Here is a 14,946-nt window from a genome sequence, read left to right on the forward strand (position 1 = left end):
TGCCGGCGACACTCCCCACACGAAGCGCAACACCGAAAGCCCCGCGCCGTCTCACCCCGACCGTGTACGAAGCCGTCGCGCCGTACCCGGAGGGCGAGTCCACCGCGAGTCGCTACGCGCTCACCGCGAGCGAGTACGGCTTCGACGGCGTCGTCTGCCGGCGGACGCGACCGACCGACGCCCCCGAGTCGGAACCGGCCACTGCCGACATCCGGAGCGAGTTCGGTGTCGACGTAGTCGACGCAGTGGAGATCGACGCCGACGACCCCCAATCCGCCAGCGGGAGCGTCGGCAACTACCGCCCGAAGACGACCCTGCTCTGTGTCCGTGGCGGCACCGACGCCGTGAACCGGTACGCCGTCGAGGCGGAGCGCGTCGACGTGTTGACTCGGCCGTTCGCCGACGGCGGCGACGTGAACCACGTGCTGGCGAAGGCTGCCGCGACCAACGGAGTCCGTATCGCGTTCGAGTTGGGCCCTGTGCTCCGTTCGGACGGCGGTCGGCGCGTCCAACACCTGAAGAAACTCCGGAAACTGCGCGAGTTGGTCCGGCAGTACGACACGCCGTTCGTCGTCACCGGATCGCCCCGGAGCCACCTCGAACTGCGCGCGCCGCGTGAACTCCGGGCAGTCGGCGAGACTATCGGGTTCGATCCCGAAGAGATCGAGTCGGGGCTCGCGGAGTGGGGACGACTCGCGGACCGCAATCGAGAGCGAGCGTCCGAGGAGTTCATTGCCCCCGGCGTGAAACGAGGCAAGCATGAAGAGGACACTTGAGGAACACGCCGACCGCTTCTCCGAGTGGGCCGACGACTACGACGAGAGTCAGGACAGTCCGGAGTACAAGGCCTGTGCGAACCTCGTCGTGGAGTACGCCGATCCCGCCTCGTCCGACACGGTTCTGGATCTCGGCACCGGCACGGGAGCCATCGCGCTGGCGCTCGCCGCCGACGCGAAGCGGGTGATCGGTCGGGACATCAGCGAGGGGATGCTGGCGAAGGCCCGCGAGAAGGCCGACGCCGGCGGCCACGACAACGTCGAGTTCGGCGAGGGGAGCTTCCGCGACCCGAACTACGACGGCCCGGTCGACGTCGTCGTCTCGAACTTCGCCATGCACCACCTCTCGGACGACGAGAAGCGGGAGGCGATCCAGGTGATCGCCGACCTCGGTCCCCGACGCTTCGTCCTCGGGGACGTGATGTTCTTCGGCACGCCCGATCCGGAGGAGCCGTTCTACAGCCCCGAAGTCGACGATCCCTCGACGGTCGGTCTGCTCGCCGACGCGCTGACCGACGCCGGGTTCGCCCTCACCGCGGTCGAGATGGTCCACGAACAGGTCGGCGTGCTGGTCGCCGAGAACACCGTCTCGGCCGAGTCGGTCGCCGAGAGGAGTGACGACGCGACAGAGACGACCGAGTGATGAAACACCTCCCGAAACACGTCCGGCCGCGCTGGCGCTACCTCGCGGTGGGCATCGAGACGTGGCCCGACGCCGACCTCTCGCGGGGCGCGTTCCAGCGGGCGCTGTGGTTCGCGGCCCAGAACCTCGTCGGCGACACGAAGAGCGCCGACGCCGACCTGACGGTCTTCGACTTCCACTTCGCAGGAGGTGCGGGCGAGACCATCGTCCGCGTCCGGCGCGGCGAGGTCGAGACGGCGCGGGCCGCACTCGCCTGTATCGGCACGGTCGCGGGCGCGCCGGTCGGCCTGCGCGTACGGGGTGTCTCGGGGACGGTACGTGCCTGTGAAGAAAGGTATTTAGGACGCCGGGCCGGAGTTTCTCGGGAGAGAACCGTCGTGTTCGACGCCCAGACCCGGACCGTCTCAGACAGAGGACGGGCCTCCGACGTTCACCTGCCGGGCGGGTTCGCGGGCGCGACGGACCTCGATTTCGAGTGATACTATGCAGGGACAAGCCCAACAGCAGGCCTACGACCGGGGAATCACCATCTTCTCGCCGGACGGCCGACTCTACCAGGTCGAGTACGCCCGCGAGGCGGTCAAGCGCGGGACGGCGAGCATCGGCATCCGGACGGCGGACGGCGTCGTCCTCGCGGCGGACAAGCGCTCCCGTTCGCCGCTCATGGAACCGACCAGCGTCGAGAAGATCCACAAGGCCGACGACCACATCGGCATCGCCAGCGCCGGCCACGTCGCCGACGCCCGGCAACTGATCGACTACGCCCGCCGGCAGACGCAGGTCAACCGCCTGCGCTACGGCGAGCAAATCGGCATCGAGACGCTGACGAAGGAGGTCACCGACTACATCCAGCAGTACACGCAGGTCGGCGGCGCGCGCCCGTTCGGTGTCGCGCTGTTGATCGGCGGGATGGAGAACGGCGAACCGCGCCTCTACGAGACGGACCCCTCGGGGACGCCCTACGAGTGGAAGGCCGTCGCCATCGGCGCAGAGCGGCGTGATCTGCAGGACTACCTCGAAGAGAACTACGTCGAGGGTGCAGACCTCGCGGGCGGCGTCAGTCTCGCACTGGAGACGCTCGCGTCGACCGACGACGAGGGCCTGGAACCGGACGGCGTCGGCGTCGGGACCGTGGACGCCGAGACCGGCGAGTTCCACCGCCTGTCGAACGAGGAGATCGAGAGCTACCTGACGGAACACGACCTGCTGGCGTCCGAGGAACCGACCGACGACTCCGAGGAGTGACACCCCACTCCCCGGTCGCCGTGTAGTATCGCGCGTCCCGACCCCGGTTTTCGGTTCTCAGTGTCCAGCGACAGCGATCCAGTGGTTCGGTGGCCACGGCGTCGCGACGCCACCGACGCGTCGGCCACGCCGGCGAACCGCCCGGTTTATGCCACCACGGCGACCGCACTCGGGTATGACCGACGAGCTACGGGCCGCACTGGAGGCGGCCGACGCAGTGCGGTTCGGCGAGTTCGAGTTGTCCCACGGCGGCACGAGCGACTACTACGTGGACAAGTACCTGTTCGAGACCGACCCCGAGTGTCTCCGCCTGATCGCCGAGGCGTTCGCCGAGCGTGTCGGCGACGCGAAACTCGCCGGCGTGGCACTCGGTGCGGTCCCGCTGGTGGCAGTCACGGCAGTCGAGACCGGGAGCCCCTACGTCATCGCCCGGAAGCAGGCGAAGGAGTACGGGACCGGCAACCGCATCGAGGGTCGGCTCACCGAGGGCGAGGAGGTCGTCGTCCTGGAGGACATCGCCACGACCGGCCAGAGCGCGCTGGACGCGGTGGAGGCCCTGCGCGAAGCCGGTGCGGTCGTGAACCGCGTGCTGGTGGTCGTGGATCGGGAGGAGGGTGCCTCGGAGTTACTGGCCGAGCACGGCGTCGAACTGGAGTCGCTACTGACGGCCTCGGAGCTGTTGGCCGAGAAAACGCGATAAACCGAGTTAGCTCGCGGAGCCGTAGGTCTCGTCGAGGTACTCGACGATGTCGTCGGACTCGGGCATCCCCTCGACGCCGTGCTCCTCGTCGATCAGCACCGGGACGCCGGTCTGGCCCGAGATCTCCTCGACCTCGGTGCGCTCGGAGTGAGAGCGCGGGACCGTCCGCGACTCGTACTCCAGTCCGAGGTCGGCCAGCTTGTTCTTCACCTTCGCACAGTAGGGACAGCCCTCTAACTCGTAGAGGATGAGGTTTGACATCGGACCTATGTACGTGATCCACGCTAAAGAACGCGGTGGGTTCGTGCGTTGAGTGGTCCGAACCGCGAGACTACGAGTCAGTTTTCGTGTGTCGTCGCGTGGACGTGTGGACCGCGAGAACGACTGCTGTCGATGGCGTCGGGGACTGCGACAGCAACCGCGACTGCGACAGCGACGACACCGCAGACCACAACAGCAACGCTACTCGTGCTAGCGCGAGGAACCGCCACAGCACCGCCACAACACCGCCACAACACCGCAATCGAACGAGCCACAGCCTCCCCAACCGACTGCGTGACTCACGGGAGCGCGCCCACGAGGGGCGCGCTCGGTTGCGTTACTCATCCCTCGCACGCGTCAAGTCGCGCGCGCCGACCGCACCGCGACAGCACTGCCGACCTTCCATCACAGCTCACGAAACACTTACCAGTCGCGTGGGCTGGCGCGACCTCGTGTCGCGCCGACGGTCGCAGGTAGGCCATCGCTGATCCGACTGGTCCACCGGGTGTTGCACGATGGGGCGCAAATTCCACCGGGTGGGACTGAAAGGGGCCGGCGTCTCGGTCCCGCCCCGACGACGTAAGCAGAGCGAGAGCGAAGCTCTCGCCAGCAGTCGGGCGACTCCCGTGTCGCCCGACAACACTGGACTGAATGAGCGCGCGGAGCGAAGCGACGCGCGCTCGTGAAGGAAGCGCGCAACGAGTCGCGGCGGGTCGAGACGCCGGGGGCTTTCACCAGTCGTTGTCGCCGACAGATTCCACTGAGTTTGCATCGCCAACCGACTTCACCGAGTGCTCACCGACTGATCCGACCGAGTTCTCACCAACCGACTCCACCCAACGATTCCAGCGAAAAACAGAGAGAACCGATTACCCTTCGACGCCGCCGAACGACAGCCCACCTTCGATGTACCGCTGTGCGAAGAGGTACACCACCATGATGGGCGAGGCGAACAGCAGCGCGAACGCCGAGAACCGCGCCCACGGCACCGAGTACTCCCCGACGAGCGAGAACAGCCCGACCGGCAGGGTGTAGTTCCCGCTGTTCAGCAGGGTCTGGGCGACGACGAACTCGGTCCACCCCGTCAGGAAGGTGAACACCGAGACCGTCGCCAGGCCGGCGGCCGACATCGGGAGGATCACCTCCACGACGACCCGCCACGGCGGCGCGCCGTCGACGACCGCGGCCTCCTCGTAGGAGACCGGGATGCCGTCCATGTAGGTCTTCAACAGCCACGTGTTGAACGGGACCGCGGTCGCGGCGTAGTAGGCCGAAAGCGCGAGGCGATTGTTGTTCAGGCCGACCTGCACGAACATGGCGTACAGCGCGATCAGCGCCGCGATGCCGAGGCCGCCGCCGATCTGCGTAAAGAGGACGTAGCCGAACAGCAACTTCCGGCGGGCGATGAACTCCCGCCGGGAGAAGGCGTACGCCCCCGGGACGATCAGACACATCGAGAGGATCCACGTCGGGATGGCGACGAACATCGAGTTGCCGAGGAACTTCTGGAAGTCCGAGTACGACTCGACGCCGTAGTCCGACACGTCCAGAATCTCGATCCGTGGCGTCTGCAGGAACAACTCCTGTGCGCCCATGTCGATGGTGACCGTGTACGACTGGACGATGAGGTCGCCGATGACCCACAGGAACGGCTGCAGCGAGAAGTCGTCCGGCCACAGGCGGATGCCCGACGAGGAGTAGATCGACCCGCCGCCGCCGGACAGCGCCGACATCAGGATCCAGTAGATCGGAAACAGCAGCGCCGCGACGAAGATCGTCGCGCCGACGGTCGCCAGAATCGTCCGGGCGACACGCTTCGGCGAGACGGTCCCCTCGCGGAGTCCCTCGACCGTGTACCTGATCTCGCGGGCGAGTTCGGCGGGCTTGCCGAGGATCGTGCGCGCGTCGTCCCCGATGGAGCGCGCGATGGAGGCGAGCAGACTCATTCGTCGCCCGCCACCCCCTCGGCGAGTCGGCCCTTCTTCACGTTGAGCCACATGAAGACGCCGATGAACACGACCGCGACCAGCATGATCGTCGCACCCAGTCCGTACTGGTTGAACTCGAACGCCTCACGGTAGCCGTAGACGATCACGAGTTCGTTCTTCCGGGCCGGGCCCCCGTCGTTGAAGACGTAGGGGATCAGGAACTGCTGGAACGACGCCGCCGCCGTCAGGATCGTCGCGAAGAGGACGGGGCGCTTGATCGACGGGAGCGTCACGTGCCGGAACCGCGCGAGGAAGCCCGCGCCGTCGACCTTCGCCGCGTCGTGGAGCGCCTCCGGGACGTCCTGGAGCGCCGAGACCGTGATGATGACGATGAACGGGTACGCCAGCCACATCTCGGTGATGTTGTACGAGACGAACGCGAGCCAGCGTTCCTGGAACCACGCGACAGACTCGACCCCGAAGGTACCGAGCAGTTGGTTCGCCAGGCCGAACTCCGCCGGCGAGAAGATGCCCCGCCAGACGGTGATCGTGAAGATGGCCGGCAGGCCCATCGGGACGATGATGAGCGAGCGCATGAACCGCTTGCCCCGCACCCAGTCGCTGGTGACGACCAGCGCGATGGTGATGCCGAGTGCGAGTTTCAACACGACGCTGGTGCCGACGAACAGCCACGTCGTCCAGATGGAGTTCCAGAACTGCGGATCGGACAGGACCTGCGTGTAGTTCGCGAGGCCGACCCACACCTCCTCTCCGGCGAACAGGTTCGACGGTCTGGCGTTGGTGAAAGAGAGGTACACCAGGTAGACCATCGGGTAGAACATGAACGCCGAGAAGAAGAACAGGCCGGGGAGGACCAACAGCAGCGACAGGTTCTCACTGTCGACTGGCGCGGCGTTTCGCAGGCGCTGTGCGACCGGGGTGGACGTGCTCATGACTGGTTCCACTTACTCCGGATCTCCTCCTCGGCGCTCGTCATCGCGGCTTCGAGCTCGGCGTCACCGTTGAGCGCGTTGGTGAAGGCGTTCTCCAGGGGCGTCCACACCTGGTTCATGCGCGGGTCGGCCGGGAGCATCCGGCCCTGCGAGACGGCCTGCGAGAAGCCCTGGACCTTCGACGGCAGGTCGCTGTCGTCGGCGATGGAGTCTAACACGGGGATGAACCCGTGTGTCTCCGCGAGGTCCAGGTGCAGGTCCTCGTTCGTGGTGTACCACTCCGCGAAGGAGCGGGCCGCCTCCGCGTTGGCCTCGTTCTCGTCCATCTGGCTGGTGAAGTACCACAGCGAGATGCCGGTGTACGGCTGGGGACTGCCGCCCTCGGGAGCCGGGAGAGCCGACACGCCGGCGTCGATGCCCTTGTCGGCGACCGTGCCGAGGTACCACGGGCCGTTGATCGCGAACGGGGCGTTCCCGTCCGCGAACGCCGCCGCCTGTGGCCCGTAAGCCGGGTCGTTCGGCGAGTACGGGAACAGGTCCTCGATGATCAGCCGGAAGCCGTCGAGCGTCTCGGACATCGAGAGGCCGAGCGGTTCCTCGGCGCTCGGATCGAAGTAGTAGCCGCCGAAGGCGTGTGCCCACGCGCTCATGAAGTAGGCGTCCAGCGGGTAGCCCAGCCCGTACATGTTGTTGTCCGGGTCGTGGTACTCGTCCATGATGGACTTCATCTCCGAGAGCGTCTCGGGCGGTTCGTCGACCATCTCCTTGTTGTACAGCAGGCCGACCGTCTCCGCCGAGAACGGGAGGCCGATGGTGTTGTCCTGGTACGTCGCGGCGGCCTGTGCCGTCTCGGTGAAGTTGTCGAGCGACACGTCGAGTTGGTCGCTCTGGTCCGAGAGGAAGCCGCGCTCGAAGTAGTCGCCCGCGAGGTCGTGTGCCCAGCCGAACGCCTGCGGTCCCTGTCCCGCCGGGACGGCCGACGTGAGCTTCTTCTGGAGGTCCGCGAGGTCCGACCCCTCCACGGCGTGGCGCGACTCCTCGTTGAACGCCGCGATGTTGTCCTTCAGGGTCTTCGCCTCCGCGTCGGAGCGCGCGTACCACAGCGTGGCCTCGCCTGCCGGTCCCGCAGGCGTGTCCGTCGCCGTCTCGTCGCCACCGGAGTCGGTGCTGTCCCCACCGTCACCGGATGTCTGCGTGCTGTCACTCTCCTGGACGCCGACACATCCCGCGAGTGCCGCGACCGTTGCCATTCCACCGAACTTCTTGAGTGCCGATCTGCGATCCATTGTCATGGATGAATATGTGGTGAATAATTAGTTCACAACTTAAATCTTCGGGTCTCCGCGAGCCGTGATCGGCCGAATCGCAAGACAGCGCCGACTTCGGTCTGTCACGGTCGTTCGTCGGCTCACGCGCCACGCGGGGCGTCCGGGTCGTCGGGTCGCTCGTCGGCACCCGCCGGCTCACTCGTCCGGCGAGTACACCACGTCCGATCGCGCCACGGCAGTCGGTGTCGTCGTCGCGCGCCTCAGCCAGTCGGGGGTCTCTCCCCCGCCGTCGCTCCCACCGCCGTCACCGTCCGCGCCGCTCTCGCCACCGTCGTCTGCCGCCGCGAGCGAGCCGGCCGCGACCGTCAGCGTCGTCCGCCCGCGCGACAGCGAGAGCCCGACGGAGAACGCTCCGTCCCGAATCGCCGGCTCCCACGTCTCGCCGCCGGCGCGGACGACGACGCGATCCGCGTCGGTCTCGCCCGCGACCTCGATCGCGTCCTCCCCGACGGTCGCGTCCGGGAACGACACCGACAGCGCGGGTCGAGACGGCGGCCCGCCCGCGTACCGGTCGGCGACGGCGCGGGGCGTCTCGACCGGGTCGCCGGCGTCGATCCCGTGTGCGAGTCTGACGAACTGCGCCATCGACCACGAGAGCGGCGTGGCCGAACCGGTTCCCTCCCCCCGTTCCCAGCCGTAGTCGGTCGGGTCGTCGCGGTCCCACACCTGCTCGGGGAGCATCCGGCCCGCGTTGCCGAAGTCCGCCAGCGACCGGAGGAGGCTCGCGGGTGCGAGGTCTCTCTCGCTCGTTTCTTCTTCGCTCGTCTCTTCTTCTCCCGTCTCTCCCTCCCTCGTCTCTTCTTCGCTCGTCTCTTCCTCCCTCGTCCCTTCTTCGCTCGTCTCGTCCTCGGATCCGCGTGCGAGTTCGTACTCGGCGCGCTCGCCGGAGAAGATCGGCCACAGTCGCCCGCGCGTCTCGGTGGCGACCGGGAAGGGTGCACCAGACTCGCCCTCGCCGTAACCGTCGCCGACGTACCGGTACCAGCCGGGCCCGTTCGGCGTCTCGACGCGGATGGTGTCGTCGACCACCTCGACCGAGGTTCGGATCAGGTCGTCGTCTGCGGGGTAGATACCGAGTCGGACGAGTTCGAGGAACCCCGCGTCGGCGATCTCCCGTTCGTCGAGCGTCGGGCCGCCGTTCGCCAGCGCGCGCGTCGAGTCGTCGTCCGGCACGCCGTCACCGACGATCCGGACGTAGTACGGCTCGTCGGCCAGCGAACCGGTCTCCGTGGCGGTCCACTCCGGAACCTGCTGTCGCCAGTGATCCGCCACACCGAGATACAGCAGGGCATCCGTCTCCGCGCCGACCGACAGTGCGAGTGCGCCGGCCGAGACGAGACCGGCGATCTCCGCGGCGATCGTCGACGGCGAGTAGCCGCCCTCCTCCTCCCAGCGTTCCTGCTCGGTCGAGGGGCCGTTTCTGACGAGGTAGTCGGCCGACTGCCGGACATGGGCGTAGTCGTAGGCGAGGTCGGCGAACGCGAGGTCGTGCCGGACCGCGAGTTGCCCGGCCATGACGAGGGGGAAGGCGACGTTGTCGAGTTGCTCGCCGCCCCAGCGCGTCCGACCGTCGAGGTAGGTGTTCTGCGGGAGGAAGCCGGTGTCGTCCTGCTGTGTGGTGAACAGGTACTCGGTCGCGTCGCGCGCCTCCTCGACGGTGCCCATCGCGTCCAGCGCGCTGAACGACTGGTAGAGGTCCCGCGACCAGACGAAGTTGTAGCCGTAGTCGCGCGGTTCGCGGGCGAGGACGCCGTCGCCCCACGGGACCGAGGGGCTGGCGATGCCCGCGCCGGTGAACGTCTTGTCCTCGACTGCCTTCAGCGTCGCCGCCGCGGTCCGGTAGGTGGCGAGCAGGTCGGCGGCCGACTCGCTGGTCCCGCCACCTGTCTCGCGCACCGAGTCGGGCACGGAGACGCGTTCCTGAAACGCGTCCCACGACGCGACGTACCCTTGCTCGGCAGACTCGTACCCACGGGAGAGTGCGCCCTCCGCGACCGACCGGGCCGCCTCCGGGTCGCCGTCCGCGAAGCCGAGCGCGAGGGTCGTCGACGCCTCGCTCACGGCGGCACCGAGTTGGCCCGCGAGGACGAGGTTACCGGACGCCTCCGTCGTCGCCTCGGGGCGGATGCCGCCGCGGACGAGTAGTTTCGCGGCGTCCGCGTCGGCCGACTCGCAGGTCGCCCAGTCGAAGCCGGGGTCGGCGGCGAGTGCGGTCGAGACGGGGTAGGGGTCGCCCGCGGGCGACAGCACCGCGCCCCCGTCGGGGTCGGCCGACGCGGTCAGTGCCGGGGTGGCCGTGTCCGAACCCAGTACCGCACCCGCGTCGCCGACCGCACCCGAGACGGCCGGTCGACCGAGGACGTACAGGTCGTACTCGTCGCTCGCCTCGAACGTCACGTCGACGAGGACCGCGTCCGACTCCGGGTCGGCGACGTACTCGGCGGTCAGTTCCCAGTCGTGCGTGTCGGTGTCGTCGGTGTCGTCGTCGTCGTCGCTGTCGCGCGGCGTGAACTCGTGGCAGAACGTGAGCGTGCCGGGGTCGCCGGTCGGGACGACCCGGCGCTCGACCGGGTCGCTCGCGCCACCCCGTCTGTTCGACTCACCGGGCAGGGGGTCGTCACGGCGCGACTCGTTTTTCGTCCGGGCGCTGTACCCCTCGCCGTCGGCGACGAGAAAGGAGAGCGACCGGTAGTTCAGCAGGTCGATTCGCGGGTAGCGGAGTTGCGTCAGCGCCCCCTCGGTCAGCGTGAACCACACGTCCGAGGCGTCGTCGGCGTGGTGGTCGGCGACCGTGCCGACGCCGTACTGCTCGCCGGTCGTCCAGAACGGAGCCAGTTCGACCGGGTCGAGGTCTTCGGGCGCGGGCGTGGCGTCGTCGGTCGCCGACGACCCGTCTGTCGAGGGGGTCGCCGAATCGCCTGTCGTCCCGTCGTCGGACTCGCCGCCACAGCCTGCCAGCCCCGCGCTCGCGGCCGTCGCCAGCGCCGCGAGCAGGTCGCGTCGTCCTGTCATGGCACCTCGTGGGAACGAGTGGCACAAAAGAACTACGAAATACTACCTCAGGAATTCTGCAAATAGGGCAAGAACTATAATGTGGGATACCCCACCACGGTTCAATGGCAACCGTAACGCTCGATACACTCCGGAAGGAGTTCGACAACGGTCGGGTCGTCGCCGTCGAGGGGTTAGACCTCGACATCGAGGACGGGGAGTTCGTGACGGTCGTCGGCCCCTCCGGCTGTGGGAAGACGACGACACTCCGGATGATCGCCGGACTCGAACGTCCTACCTCGGGGACCATCCGCATCGGCGGGGAGGACGTGACCGACATCGGCGCGCGCCAGCGCGACGTGGCGATGGTGTTCCAGAACTACGCGCTGTACCCACACAAGACCGTCTTCCAGAACATGGAGTTCGGCCTCCGGATGTCCACCGACCTCGGGAAGGGTGAACGCCGCGAGAAGGTCGAGTGGGCCGCCGAGATGATGGGCATCGAGAACCTGCTTGAGGACAAGCCCGACGAACTCTCCGGCGGGCAGAAACAGCGCGTCGCGCTCGGGCGCGCCATCGTCCGGGAACCGGAGGTGTTCCTGTTCGACGAACCCCTGTCGAATCTGGACGCGAAACTCCGAACGACGATGCGGACCGAGATCCAGCGCCTCCAGAACGAACTGGACATCACCGCCGTCTACGTCACCCACGACCAGGAGGAGGCGATGACGATGTGTGACCGCCTCGTCATCCTGAAGGACGGCGAACTCCAGCAGGTCGGCGCGCCGAAGGACACCTACGACCACCCCGAAAACGAGTTCGTCGGCGGCTTCATCGGCTCTCCCTCGATGAACTTCCTCGACGTCGCGGCGGAGGACGACGGCACCCGCATCACGCTCACGGACGGCGAGGGCGTCTCGTACCAGCTTTCGCCGGAGTACTCGGCGGCACTCCGAGAGGCATCGACCAGCGACCAGTTCCGCCTCGGCATCCGACCCGAGGACGTGTACACGACCGACACCGGCGGGACGCAGACGACCGTGGACGTGATCGAACCGGTCGGCTCGGACAACTATCTCTATCTCGACCTGCGGCCCGACTTCATCGCGCGGGTCGACGCCGACGTGGAACCGTCGCCGGGCGACACGGTTCGGATCACCTTCGACGAGTCGAAGATCCGGCTGTTCGAGCGCGAGACGGGCGACGCCGTGGACGTCGCCGAGAGCCGAACCGTCGAGCAACTCGCGGACTGACTCGACTCGCCCGCCGTCCGTCTCCCTCGCTGCGGTCTCCCACCCGCCACAACGACCGGTTCCCGAACTCCTTTCGACCCCCCGCCCGACCCACGTGCCATGCAGACGGTCAGTGCCACCGACTACCACGACATCGTGAAACCGACACACCCGCGCGTCTCGCCGGACGGCGAGCGCGTGGCGTTCGTCCGGAAGACACCCGACGACGAGGAGTCGTACGAGGCGACCGTCTACGTCGTCTCGCTGGGCGGCGGCGACGCCCAGCAGTTCACCGTCAGCGAGGGCGTCGACACCACCCCGCGCTGGAGTCCCTCCGGCGACCGCCTCGCGTTCGTCTCGACGCGCGGGGCGGACGACGACCGACCCCAACTGTGGGTCCTGCCGACGACCGGCGGCGAGGCACGGCAGGTGACGGACGTACCCGGGGGCGTCTCCGGTATCGCGTGGTCGCCCGACGGGAGCCGAATCGTCTTCACCCAGCAGACGCGCCCCGAGGAACGGGAGCAGGGCATCGACTGCTCGGTCGACGCCGCGGAGGCGGAGGCGTACGAACGCGAGGACCCGGACCCCCGCGTGATCGACCGGCTGATCTACCGCGCCGGCAAGCAGTACTTCGACGGCGGCCGGAGTCACGTCTACCTCGCGCACCTCGACGTCGACGCCGAGGGGAGCGGTGGCGACGGCGACGCGGACACCGGCGCAGTGACTCGCGTGACGGCCGGCGACTACGACTTCCTGAACCCGGTGTGGGGCGACAGCGAGACGCTGTACTACGCCGTGAAACGCACCGGCGACCCGGACGACAACCCGGTGTTCGACGTGTTCTGCAACGACCTCGGTGGGACGCCGGGCGACAGCGACGACGGAGACGGAACCGGGGACGCCCAACTGACAGCGACCGGCGTCGCCGAGACGCTGTTCCAGACGACCGGCTGGATTCCCGACCTGGCGGCGACCAGCGACGGCCGGGTGGCCTACCGCCGAACGCCCGAGGAGGGGCTGTCGATGCGCCAGACCGACATCGAGGTGTACGACCGCGAGACCGGCGAGACGACCGTCCTGACAGACGAGTTGGACCGCGACGTGGAGGGGCCCGGCGGCGTGAACGACGACCTCGGGATGGCGTGGGACCCCGCCGAGGAACGCGTCTACTTCGCCACGCCCGACGAGGGGCACGTCGTCCTCCGGCGGGTGGCGGGTGACGGGAGTTCGGCCCCCGAAGCTGTCGTCCGCTCGGGCCACCTGACGGGCTTCTCGGTCGGGCGGGACGCGGTGGCGTACAGCACCAGCGAGTGGGACCACCCCGGCGACGTGTTCGTCTCGACGCCCGGCGGTGCGGAGACGAACCGCCTGACGCGGGTGAACGCCGACTACCTCGACGGACGGGCCGTGCGCGAACCGGAGGACCTCTGGTTCGAGTCCGACGGCGAGCAGATCCAGGGGTGGCTGTTGACACCGCCGGACTTCGACCCCGACGAGCAGTACCCGCTGGCGGTCGAGATCCACGGCGGGCCACACGCGATGTGGTCGACTGCGGGGACGATGTGGCACGAGTTCCAGACGCTCGCGGCGCGCGGCTACGTCGTCTTCTGGTCGAACCCGCGCGGGTCGACGGGCTACGGCGAGGATCACGCGACCGCCATCGAGGCCAACTGGGGCGAGATCACGGCGCGTGACGTGCTGGCCGGCGCAGACACGGTCTGTGAGCGCGACTACGTGGACGAGTCCCAGCAGTTCGTCACCGGCGGCTCCTTCGGGGGCTACATGGCCGGCTGGCTGGTCGGGCAGACCGACCGCTTCGCGGGCGCGGTCGCCCAGCGCGGCGTCTACGATCTGGCGTCCTTCTACGGGTCGACGGACGCGTTCAAACTGATCGAGGGCGACTACGGGACGACCCCGTGGGAGTCGCCCGACGAACTGTGGGCCGACTCGCCGGTCGCGCACGCCGACGACGTGGAGACGCCGACGCTCGTGATCCACGCCGACCTCGACTTCCGCGTCCCGGTGAACAACGGCGAGATGTTCTACCTGTTCATGAAGAAGAACGGCGTCGAGACGCGACTGGTCCGGTACCCCCGCGAGGGCCACGAACTCTCCCGGAGCGGGGAACCGGGCCACGTCGTGGACCGGATCGAACGTCTCGCGCGCTGGTTCGACGGCTACTCCGAGTACCACGACGCGCCGCGCGCGCTGGACCGGGGCGACGACGGGTTGTCGGCCGGAACCGACGAGACCGACGCCGACGAGTAGTCGGCAGACGTCTCACCCGTCGAATCGGGATCGGGTGTCTCTGGATCGCTGCTAGGTGATATCGGAGACCGGGACCGCGTTCCGGACTGTGACAGCTACTGCAACCGCACCACAGACCGCGACTGCACCAGCACCGCTACTCGATCCGGTACACACGGACTATTCGACCGCGACAGCGACAGCACCGCGAACCGCAACCGCGACAGCACGGCACAGCACCGCACCTCGGTCCTCCCCAGCCTCGGGGCGCGCCTGAACGCGCGCCCCTCCCTCGCGCGTTTCTCGCGCGAGGGAGTTCGGGCCGAATCGCACGCAACTCGGAGTTTATAAGCAATCTCGGTCATTTTTATACCCCTCACAGACGGCAGGTTAGTCACCCGCTATCGTCGAATTTGGAACCCGCACAGGACGCGATCTGGTGGCGACCGGAACCGAGCAGTGTCCGAACACCGTGAGGACCTGCTCGCAGTTCGGTCGCCAGCAGTCGGGGAGGAGTGGGGAGTACTGCGACTGCCGGGTTCCAGACCGGCAGACGGCTCACCGGGTGACGACCAGTAGCGACACGATGGGACGCACATCTCGGGTGGGACTGAAAGGGGCCGACCGCTCGACCCGGCC

12 protein-coding genes are annotated in these 14,946 nt (G+C 68.0%); 7 read left to right on the forward strand and 5 right to left on the reverse strand.

Annotation, left to right across the window (positions count from 1 at the left end):
* The first annotated feature begins 62 nt into the window (after positions 1-62).
* From LI337_RS08225 to pyrE, 5 genes are all read left to right on the forward strand, one after another.
* Positions 63-776: an RNase P subunit p30 family protein gene (locus LI337_RS08225; protein WP_227229325.1), complete on the forward strand. Its 714-nt coding sequence runs from the start codon at positions 63-65 to the stop codon at positions 774-776.
* Positions 760-1,419 (forward strand): class I SAM-dependent methyltransferase, encoded by a 660-nt coding sequence (locus LI337_RS08230; protein ID WP_227229326.1) that lies wholly within the window; start codon positions 760-762, stop codon positions 1,417-1,419. Before LI337_RS08225 ends, LI337_RS08230 begins: the two co-directional genes overlap by 17 nt.
* Positions 1,419-1,898, forward strand: a complete 480-nt coding sequence (locus LI337_RS08235; RefSeq protein ID WP_227229327.1) for an Rpp14/Pop5 family protein — start codon at positions 1,419-1,421, stop codon at positions 1,896-1,898. Before LI337_RS08230 ends, LI337_RS08235 begins: the two co-directional genes overlap by 1 nt.
* Before the next feature lie 4 nt (positions 1,899-1,902).
* Positions 1,903-2,664, forward strand: coding sequence for an archaeal proteasome endopeptidase complex subunit alpha (psmA, locus tag LI337_RS08240; RefSeq protein WP_227229328.1), 762 nt, complete (start codon positions 1,903-1,905; stop codon positions 2,662-2,664).
* A 175-nt stretch (positions 2,665-2,839) separates the two neighbouring features.
* Positions 2,840-3,364 (forward strand): orotate phosphoribosyltransferase, encoded by a 525-nt coding sequence (pyrE, locus tag LI337_RS08245; protein ID WP_227229329.1) that lies wholly within the window; start codon positions 2,840-2,842, stop codon positions 3,362-3,364.
* Positions 3,365-3,370: 6 nt separating this feature from the next.
* Here pyrE and LI337_RS08250 read toward each other — a convergent pair whose 3' ends face one another.
* The 5 genes from LI337_RS08250 to LI337_RS08270 form a co-directional block, all read right to left on the reverse strand.
* Positions 3,371-3,625 carry a glutaredoxin family protein gene (locus LI337_RS08250; protein WP_227229330.1) on the reverse strand — a complete coding sequence of 85 codons (255 nt, stop codon included), beginning with the start codon at positions 3,623-3,625 and terminating at the stop codon, positions 3,371-3,373.
* Positions 3,626-4,494: 869 nt separating this feature from the next.
* Entirely contained in the window at positions 4,495-5,571 is a 1,077-nt protein-coding gene (locus LI337_RS08255; protein ID WP_227229331.1) for a sugar ABC transporter permease, read from the reverse strand.
* Positions 5,568-6,506 (reverse strand): carbohydrate ABC transporter permease, encoded by a 939-nt coding sequence (locus LI337_RS08260; protein ID WP_227229332.1) that lies wholly within the window; start codon positions 6,504-6,506, stop codon positions 5,568-5,570. Before LI337_RS08260 ends, LI337_RS08255 begins: the two co-directional genes overlap by 4 nt.
* Entirely contained in the window at positions 6,503-7,792 is a 1,290-nt protein-coding gene (locus LI337_RS08265) for an extracellular solute-binding protein (protein WP_303645208.1), read from the reverse strand. The genes LI337_RS08260 and LI337_RS08265 overlap by 4 nt, the downstream gene beginning before the upstream one ends.
* Positions 7,793-7,969: 177 nt before the next feature.
* A complete protein-coding gene (locus tag LI337_RS08270) occupies positions 7,970-10,846 on the reverse strand; it encodes a glycoside hydrolase family 15 protein (protein WP_227229334.1) in 2,877 nt (958 codons plus the stop codon).
* Positions 10,847-10,950: 104 nt separating this feature from the next.
* Between LI337_RS08270 and LI337_RS08275 the strand changes: the two genes are divergently transcribed.
* A complete protein-coding gene (locus LI337_RS08275; RefSeq protein ID WP_227229335.1) occupies positions 10,951-12,078 on the forward strand; it encodes an ABC transporter ATP-binding protein in 1,128 nt (375 codons plus the stop codon).
* 99 nt (positions 12,079-12,177) lie between these two features.
* Positions 12,178-14,328 (forward strand): S9 family peptidase, encoded by a 2,151-nt coding sequence (locus LI337_RS08280; RefSeq protein ID WP_227229336.1) that lies wholly within the window; start codon positions 12,178-12,180, stop codon positions 14,326-14,328.
* Positions 14,329-14,946 lie beyond the last annotated feature (618 nt).

It is taken from the genome of Salinirubrum litoreum, assembly GCF_020567425.1.
In the GTDB taxonomy this organism is placed as follows: domain Archaea; phylum Halobacteriota; class Halobacteria; order Halobacteriales; family Haloferacaceae; genus Salinirubrum; species Salinirubrum litoreum.

Coding starts and splice junctions, on each gene's coding strand:
- pyrE (WP_227229329.1), top strand. CDS start 2,840: ATGACCGACGAGCTACGGGCCGCACTGGAGGCGGCCGACGCAGTGCGG.
- psmA (WP_227229328.1), top strand. CDS start 1,903: ATGCAGGGACAAGCCCAACAGCAGGCCTACGACCGGGGAATCACCATC.
- LI337_RS08255 (WP_227229331.1), bottom strand. CDS start 5,571: ATGAGTCTGCTCGCCTCCATCGCGCGCTCCATCGGGGACGACGCGCGC.
- LI337_RS08250 (WP_227229330.1), bottom strand. CDS start 3,625: ATGTCAAACCTCATCCTCTACGAGTTAGAGGGCTGTCCCTACTGTGCG.
- LI337_RS08260 (WP_227229332.1), bottom strand. CDS start 6,506: ATGAGCACGTCCACCCCGGTCGCACAGCGCCTGCGAAACGCCGCGCCA.
- LI337_RS08280 (WP_227229336.1), top strand. CDS start 12,178: ATGCAGACGGTCAGTGCCACCGACTACCACGACATCGTGAAACCGACA.
- LI337_RS08275 (WP_227229335.1), top strand. CDS start 10,951: ATGGCAACCGTAACGCTCGATACACTCCGGAAGGAGTTCGACAACGGT.
- LI337_RS08265 (WP_303645208.1), bottom strand. CDS start 7,792: ATGGATCGCAGATCGGCACTCAAGAAGTTCGGTGGAATGGCAACGGTC.
- LI337_RS08230 (WP_227229326.1), top strand. CDS start 760: ATGAAGAGGACACTTGAGGAACACGCCGACCGCTTCTCCGAGTGGGCC.
- LI337_RS08270 (WP_227229334.1), bottom strand. CDS start 10,846: ATGACAGGACGACGCGACCTGCTCGCGGCGCTGGCGACGGCCGCGAGC.
- LI337_RS08235 (WP_227229327.1), top strand. CDS start 1,419: ATGAAACACCTCCCGAAACACGTCCGGCCGCGCTGGCGCTACCTCGCG.